10 protein-coding genes are annotated in these 7,458 nt (G+C 61.2%); 4 read left to right on the forward strand and 6 right to left on the reverse strand.

Going from position 1 to position 7,458, the window contains the following annotated elements:
* Complete coding sequence (locus AS026_RS26440) at positions 1-510, forward strand: GNAT family N-acetyltransferase (RefSeq protein WP_062372859.1); 510 nt, start codon at positions 1-3, stop codon at positions 508-510.
* On the opposite strand, the gene clpS is transcribed toward AS026_RS26440, so the two are convergent.
* A complete protein-coding gene (gene clpS, locus AS026_RS26445; protein ID WP_025661709.1) occupies positions 456-767 on the reverse strand; it encodes an ATP-dependent Clp protease adapter ClpS in 312 nt (103 codons plus the stop codon). The genes AS026_RS26440 and clpS overlap by 55 nt on opposite strands.
* Before the next feature lie 181 nt (positions 768-948).
* On the opposite strand from clpS, the gene ychF reads away from it, so the two are divergent.
* Complete coding sequence (gene ychF, locus AS026_RS26450; RefSeq protein ID WP_018857239.1) at positions 949-2,052, forward strand: redox-regulated ATPase YchF; 1,104 nt, start codon at positions 949-951, stop codon at positions 2,050-2,052.
* Between the two features lie 23 nt (positions 2,053-2,075).
* Here the strand turns inward: ychF and AS026_RS26455 are convergent, their stop codons facing one another.
* Positions 2,076-3,155 (reverse strand): hypothetical protein, encoded by a 1,080-nt coding sequence (locus AS026_RS26455; RefSeq protein ID WP_062372862.1) that lies wholly within the window; start codon positions 3,153-3,155, stop codon positions 2,076-2,078.
* An 81-nt stretch (positions 3,156-3,236) separates the two neighbouring features.
* Between AS026_RS26455 and AS026_RS26460 the strand changes: the two genes are divergently transcribed.
* Together AS026_RS26460 and AS026_RS26465 are read left to right on the forward strand one after the other, a co-directional pair.
* Positions 3,237-3,707, forward strand: coding sequence for a MaoC family dehydratase (locus AS026_RS26460; protein ID WP_025661707.1), 471 nt, complete (start codon positions 3,237-3,239; stop codon positions 3,705-3,707).
* A complete protein-coding gene (locus AS026_RS26465; RefSeq protein ID WP_062372866.1) occupies positions 3,704-4,171 on the forward strand; it encodes a MaoC family dehydratase in 468 nt (155 codons plus the stop codon). Before AS026_RS26460 ends, AS026_RS26465 begins: the two co-directional genes overlap by 4 nt.
* Positions 4,172-4,180: 9 nt before the next feature.
* Here the strand turns inward: AS026_RS26465 and AS026_RS26470 are convergent, their stop codons facing one another.
* From AS026_RS26470 to petA, 4 genes are all read right to left on the reverse strand, one after another.
* A complete protein-coding gene (locus AS026_RS26470) occupies positions 4,181-4,723 on the reverse strand; it encodes an adenine phosphoribosyltransferase (RefSeq protein WP_018857243.1) in 543 nt (180 codons plus the stop codon).
* Positions 4,724-4,839: 116 nt separating this feature from the next.
* Complete coding sequence (locus tag AS026_RS26475) at positions 4,840-5,733, reverse strand: cytochrome c1 (protein ID WP_062372868.1); 894 nt, start codon at positions 5,731-5,733, stop codon at positions 4,840-4,842.
* Positions 5,734-5,759: 26 nt separating this feature from the next.
* The gene (locus AS026_RS26480; protein ID WP_062368221.1) at positions 5,760-7,037 is read right to left on the reverse strand and encodes a cytochrome b; all 1,278 of its coding nucleotides are present in this window, start codon (positions 7,035-7,037) and stop codon (positions 5,760-5,762) included.
* 13 nt (positions 7,038-7,050) lie between these two features.
* A partial coding sequence (petA, locus tag AS026_RS26485) for a ubiquinol-cytochrome c reductase iron-sulfur subunit (RefSeq protein WP_062372895.1) occupies positions 7,051-7,458 on the reverse strand: 408 nt, incomplete at its 5' end.

Here is a 7,458-nt window from a genome sequence, read left to right on the forward strand (position 1 = left end):
ATGTCAATCGACGAACTCGTCATTCGTTCCGCCGAGGCCGCCGACCTTCCGAGCCTGCTTGCTCTCTACCATGACCTAAACCCTGCTGATCCGGTCATCGACCGCGAGCGTGCCGAAGAGCGGTTCGAAGCGATCCTCGCGCAACCGGGAATGACTGTCTTCGTCGGCATCGCGGGTCAGACCGCCGCTTCGTCCGTGACGCTGATCGTCGTCCCCAACCTGACCAGGAATGGTGCATCCTATGCGCTGATCGAAAACGTCGTCACGGAGGCCCGCTACAGGCAGCGGGGCTACGGACGGGTGCTTCTCCAGCACGCCATCGAAACCGCATGGAAAGCAGGCTGTTACAAGGTGATGCTGCTAACCGGCTCGAAGGATCCTGCGACGCTGCGCTTCTACGAGAACTGCGGCTTCACGCAGGACAAGACAGGCTATCAGGTCCGGCGCGCCGACAACTACTCCTCCGGCTCCGCCGTCAACATCAGCGGAAAACCGGCCTCCTTGGCATAATCCATCGCCTCCTTGACCTTCGTCTCGGCGATATCCTTCGTGCAGACCACAACAACGCTTGATCCCATCTTGTGCGCCGTCATCATCACACGGTAGCCGGTCTCCTCACTCATGCGGAAGACGACCTTGAGGATCATCACCACGAATTCGCGCGGCGTGTAATCGTCATTGAAAAGGATCACCTTATAGAGCTTCGGCCGGTCCAGCTTCGGCTTCGACTTTGTCTTCGGTTTAAGGGCAATATCGTTGTCACTCATCGGAAACCCACCCGTTGATGACATGGAGAGGCGAGAACGTTCGCCGATGTCTATATTGCGCTGCAAGGGCGGGCGTTCAACCCCTCAGAATGCAAGAGACTTGCGCTAAAAGCTTGACCGCAAGGCGCGTTTTATCCCATAGCCAGCACCAACGAATTCAAGAACAGCAGGTTTTCAGGCCATGGGCTTCAAATGCGGTATCGTCGGTCTGCCGAATGTCGGCAAATCGACACTCTTCAACGCGCTCACCAAAACGGCAGCAGCGCAAGCGGCAAACTATCCCTTCTGCACGATCGAGCCGAACACCGGCGAAGTCGCCGTTCCAGATCCCCGCATGCAGAAGCTGGCGGCAATCGCCGGCTCCAAGGAAATCATCCCGACCCGCATCTCCTTCGTCGACATCGCCGGCTTGGTGCGCGGCGCGTCGAAGGGTGAAGGTCTCGGCAACAAGTTCCTCGCCAACATCCGGGAAGTCGATGCCGTCGTGCATGTGCTGCGCTGCTTCGAGGACGACGACATCACCCACGTCGAGGGCCGCATCAACCCGGTCGGCGATGCCGACACGATCGAGACCGAGCTGATGCTCGCCGACCTCGAAAGCCTTGAGCGCCGCGTCGAGCAGACCCGCAAGCGCGCCACCGGCAAAGACAAGGACTCGATGGCACAGCTGCCGGTCATGGAAGCCGTGATCAAGCTGCTGAACGAAGGCAAGCCCGCACGCCTGCTCTTGAAGACGCTGGCGGCCGAGGAGATCGAGATCCTCAAGGGCCTCAACCTCCTGACGTCGCATCCGGTCCTTTATGTCTGCAACGTCGCGGAAGCCGACGCTTCGACCGGCAACGAACACACAAAGGCAGTCGCCGCCATGGCCGAGAAGCAGGGCGCCGAATGCGTCATCATCTCGGCCGCGATCGAGTCCGAAGTGGCCCAGCTTCCCGAAGAAGAAGCAACCGAGTTCCTATCGGCGCTCGGCCTCGAGGAAGCCGGGCTGGACCGGCTGATCCGTGCCGGTTACCATCTGCTCGACCTGATCACCTATTTCACCGTCGGCCCCAAGGAAACCCGCGCCTGGACGATCGTTCGCGGCACCAAGGCGCCACAGGCTGCCGGCGTCATCCACACCGACTTCGAACGCGGCTTCATCCGCGCCTTCACCATCTCCTACGACGACTACATCAACTTCAAGGGTGAAGTCGGCGCCAAGGAAGCAGGCAAGGGCCGTGACGAAGGCAAGGAATATGTCGTCCAGGACGGCGACGTGATCCACTTCCGCTTCAACACCTAAAGCGGAACCGAGGCGACTGCCGCCTATGCCGGCGGCAGTTTCTCCTGGATCGCAACCGGCAGCCGGCGCATCACGAACCGCCGAAGCGGCATCCATCCGGTCCCAATGACGAGCACGATCACGCCAACGGTCAGAAGCGTGATGTAAATATAGGTATCGACGCGCGCGTCCCCCTGGCGGAAGATGCCGTAGACAGCAAAGCCCAGCGATACCAATCCCGATGTCACGAAGGCACGCCGGTCGATGACAAGCCCGATCAGCATGAGCGCGATGACGGTCGCGATGACCACCGGCGTGCGAAACGACACGGTCTGCAACGCGGCAAGCGTACCGCCGCTGAGCCCCGCAAGCGAAATGACGCTATAGAGCAAAGCCGGCGCGGCACCCAAATGAAGCCAGAAGGCAACGTCGGAATTGACTGTACGACGCAGCGGGTCCCGCAGGTCGAATGTCATGGCCAAGGCAAAAAGACCGACCGCACACGCGATCGCGATGATCGACAACACGAGCGGATGATTGACCTCGAACAGAGGATCGCCGGTCAGCCAGCCAAGCGCGCGCAGGACCAACTGCAGAAAGACCACAGCCGCCCCCATGATCGTCAGGGCGAGCGCGAGCGGTACGCGATAAAGCAGATAGAAGAGCCCCAGCACGACTGGAAAGGCAAGGGTGTACTGCAGCGCAACGTTGCCACCTATCGCGACGAAGGAAAGTGAGTCGTCCAGCCACTGCGCGGCCGAACTTGCCGTCCAGACGGCAAGTGCGATCGTTAGCGCAACGGCCGGCAGCGCCAGCCTTTGACGCCGAACAAGGACCTCGGCAAGGACAACGATTGCCGGCAGCACGGCATAGATCGAAGCGATGCCCCAAAGGCCGGCCAAAGCTACGATGATGCCGATGGTTATCAGGACGTCGTGAAAGCCGCGCACGAAGCTCGGCGTTTCGGTATCCGAAAAAGGCGCCAACGGTCTGTGCAATTCGGGCGAAGGCTGATCGACCTTGACGCCGCGCGCAATCAGGAACGGCAGTAGCCGGTCAGCAGCCTGGCGCGCAATGATGCCTTCACGCTCAGCCTCATCGAGGATCAACTTCAGTTCTGGCATGTTCAAAATCTCGTGGGAATCGTTGAGTCGCGTCGAGTGCTATTGTAGTCGTTCTGAAACTCCTACGAGGTGAAGAAGAATTTGTCCGATCAGAAACTCGCCTTTGAAGATTTTCAGCCGGGTCGGCGTTTTGCGCTCGGCCCGAGAGCAGTAACGGCAGAGGAGATCATCGAGTTCGCGCGCGAATTCGACCCGCAGCCGATGCATGTCGACGAGGCAGCGGGCCGCGCCAGCATTCTCGGTGGACTGGCGGCATCCGGCTGGCACACGTCCGCGCTGTTCATGCGCATGATGGCGGAGAGCTTTCTCGTCAATTCGTTCTCCCAAGGTGCGCCCGGTGTCGATTTCATGGAATGGCGAAAGCCTGTCCTTGCCGGCGATACGCTCTCCGGCCATTCGACGGTCATCGAGTCGCGCGCGCTGCGCTCGAGACCGGGCATCGGTATGGTGAAATTTCGCCACGAGGTCGAAAACCAGAAGGGCGAACTCGTCTGCCTCTCAGAGAACTCGATCATGTTCGCCCTGCGTGACATGCTGGAGAAGACCGCATGATCATGGCTGAACGCTACGCCAGTGGCGAAAAGACAGAAATCGGCAGCTACCTGTTCACGGCCGCGCGCATCGTACACTTCGCGGAGCGCTTCGACCCGCAGCGGTTCCATTTGGATGCCGAGGCAGCGAAGTCTTCGCTCTTTGGCGGCCTTTGCGCGTCGGGATGGCACACCTGCGCGGCATGGATGAAAACCTTCGTTGCCTACTGGAGCGCAGAATGCGCGCGACTGGCAAGCGAGGGTATCAAGCCGCCCAAGCTTGGCCCCTCTCCCGGCTTCACGAAACTTCAATGGCTCCGGCCGGTCTTTGCCGACGAGGAAGTGACCTATTCCGTCACGCTGCTTTCGAGCCGCCCGCTGGTGTCCCGCCCGGGGCGTCGCTTGAACACCATTTTTTGCGAGGGGGTGCTCGCTGACGGCACGCCGGTGGTCCGGTTCGAAAGCACCGTCATCGAATTTGAATAGTCGCGGGCCTCAGTGGCCCGCGAATTCCACCAGCGTGCGAACGTCCACGCCAAGCTCTTCCAGTTTTCGGCGACCGCCAAGGTCCGGCAGGTCGATGACGAAGCAGGCAGAAACAACCTCCGCCCCCATCTGCCGTAGAAGCTGCGTGGCGGCGACGGCCGTTCCTCCGGTCGCAATCAGGTCGTCGACGAGGATAACCTTCTCGCCCGGCTGAACAGCATCCAGGTGCATTTCCATCTCGTCCACGCCATATTCAAGGCTGTAAGCAACGCGCACCGTATCGCGTGGCAGTTTGCCTTTCTTCCGGATCGGCACAAACCCGGCGGAGAGCTGGTGTGCGACGGCGCCGCCCAGGATGAAGCCCCGCGCTTCGGTTCCGGCAATCTTGTCGATCTTCAGGCCCGCATAGGGTTGGACCAGTTCATCAACGGCGCGGCGGAAGGCACGCGGATTGCCGAGAAGCGTGGTAATGTCGCGAAAAATGATACCGGGCTTGGGGTAGTCCGGGATGGAGCGGATGCTGGCTGCTAGCTCCGAAATCGTATCACTCATGGAATGTCCGTATTCTGCAGGGCTTCAATTCGGCTGCACCCTATCAACTGCCAGTGCCGGAACCAACAAAAAAGGCGGCCCGAAGGCCGCCTTTCCCTAAACTCTGGGCAAATCCCTCAGTGTTCCTTGTTTGCGTAGACGGAGCGCTTGGTCAGGTAGATCAGTCCGGAGAAGATGACCAGGAAGACCATGACCATGAAGCCGGTGCGCTTGCGCTCCTCGAGATGCGGCTCGGCGGCCCACATCAGGAAGGAAGCGACGTCCTTGGCGTACTGGTCGACCGTCGCCGGCGAGCCGTCGTCATAGGTGACCTGGCCGTCGGAGAGCGGCTTTGGCATGGCGAGCGCAGCAGCACCGGCGAAGTACGGGTTGTAATGCGTGCCCTCGGCCACCTGGACGCCGGCCGGCGGCTGCTGGTCGTAGCCGGTCAGCAGCGAGTAGATGTAGTCCGGACCGCCTTCCTGATAGCCGCCGACGAACGGGATCATGTCGATCAGGAACTGCGGGAAGCCGCGCTCGATGCCGCGCGCCTTGGCGATCAGCGAGAAGTCCGGCGGCGCCGCACCATTGTTGGCGGCAGCCGCCGCCTCGTGGTTCGGGAACGGCGACGGGAAATGGTCCGACGGAATGGCCTTGCGGGTGAACATGTCACCGCTGGCATTCGGGCCATCCTGAACCTCGTAGTTGGCGGCCAAGGCCTTCACCTGTGCGTCCGAGTAGCCGAGAGCTCCGAGCGTGCGGAACGGCACGAGGCTCATCGAGTGACAGGCGGCGCAGACTTCCGTGTAGACCTTCAGGCCGCGCTGCAGCTGGCCCTTGTCGTAATGGCCGAGCGGGCCGGCAAAGGTCCAGTGCTCATGCTTCGGATGCATGAGCGGATAGTGCGGCGTTGCGCCTTCGGCATGCTCTGCCGGCGCGGCCCCGTTCGGGGTGGTTTCCTGGGCAAGTGCCGCGCCGCTCAAACCAGCGACGACGGCCAGCGACAGGAGGCTGGTAACAAGCTTGTTCATGTGTCTCTTCCCTTCCTGTCGCACGCTCAGGCCTTGACCGGCTCGGCGGCCGCCACCTTGTTGCGCTTTTCCAGAACCGCTTCCGTAATCGAGTTGGGCAAGCGGCGCGGCGTCTCGACGAGGCCGAGAACCGGCATGATCACCAGGAAGAAGGCGAAGTAGAAGAGAGTGCCAAGCTGCGACATGATCACGTAGGTGCCTTCGGCAGGACGCGAGCCGAGCCAGCCGAGGACGATGGCATTGGCGACGAACAGCCAGAAGAACAGCTTGTACCAAGGGCGATAAGCCGCCGAACGCACCTTCGAGGTATCGAGCCAGGGCACGAAGAACAGCACGATGATGGCGCCGAACATGACGAGGACGCCGGCCAGCTTCGAGTCGATCGGTCCGATGTTGAAGGTGATCGAGCGCAGCATCGCGTAGAACGGCAGGAAGTACCATTCCGGAACGATATGGGCCGGCGTCTTCAACGGGTCAGCCGGGATGTAGTTGTCCGGATGGCCGAGGAAGTTCGGCATGTAGAAGACGAAGTAGGCGTAGACCAGCAGGAAGATCGAAACGCCAAGCGCATCCTTCAACGTCGCGTAGGGCGTGAAGCGAACCGTGTCGGTCTTGGTCTTCACCTCGACGCCGGTCGGGTTCGTCTGGCCGACGACATGCAGCGCCCAGATGTGCAGGACGACGACGCCGGCAATGACGAAGGGCAGCAGGTAGTGCAGCGAGAAGAAGCGGTTCAGCGTCGGGTTGTCGACGGCAAAGCCGCCGAGCAGGAACTGCTGGATCCACTCGCCGACCAGCGGGAATGCCGAGAAGAAGCCGGTGATGACGGTCGCGCCCCAGAAGGACATCTGGCCCCAGGGCAGAACGTAGCCCATGAAGCCGGTCGCCATCATCAGCAGGTAGATGAGGACGCCGAGGATCCAGAGGATCTCGCGCGGCGCCTTGTAGGAGCCGTAGTAGAGACCGCGGGCGATGTGCAGGTAGACGGCAACGAAGAAGAACGACGCGCCGTTGGCGTGCATATAGCGCAGCAGCCAGCCGTGGTTGACGTCACGCATGATCTTTTCGACGGAGTTGAAGGCAACCGTCGTTTCCGCCGCATAGTGCATGGCCAGCACGACGCCGGTCAGGATCTGCACGACGAGCATGACCGAAAGCATGGCGCCGAAGGTGTAGGCATAGTTCAGGTTGCGCGGAACCGGATAGGCGACGAAACTGTCATAGACCATGCGCGGCAAAGGCAGGCGCGCATCGATCCACTTCTCAAGGCCGGTTGATGGCTCGTAGCTGGAATGGCCACTCATAAATCAGTCCCCCTCAACCGATCTTGATTACTTTATCGGAAACGAACGAATAGGTCGGGATCGCCAGGTTCTGCGGCGCCGGACCTTTGCGGATGCGACCGGCCGTGTCGTAGACCGAGCCATGGCAGGGACAGAACCAACCATTGTATTCGCCGGCCTGGCCGAGCGGGATGCAGCCGAGATGGGTGCACGAGCCGATCATGACGATCCAGTTTTCCTTGTCCTTGCCGGCCGAACGGTCGACGCCGGTCGCCTGCGCGTCGGACGGCAGGTTGGCGTTGCGCGCCACCGGGTCCTTCAGGTCGGAAAGCGGCACCTCATCGGCAGCCTTCACTTCCTCGGGCGTACGGTTGCGGATGAAGATCGGCTTGCCGCGCCACTTGGCCGTCAGCGACATTCCCGGCTCGAGGCTGGAAACGTC

This window comes from Rhizobium altiplani, from assembly GCF_001542405.1.
Lineage (GTDB): Bacteria > Pseudomonadota > Alphaproteobacteria > Rhizobiales > Rhizobiaceae > Rhizobium > Rhizobium altiplani.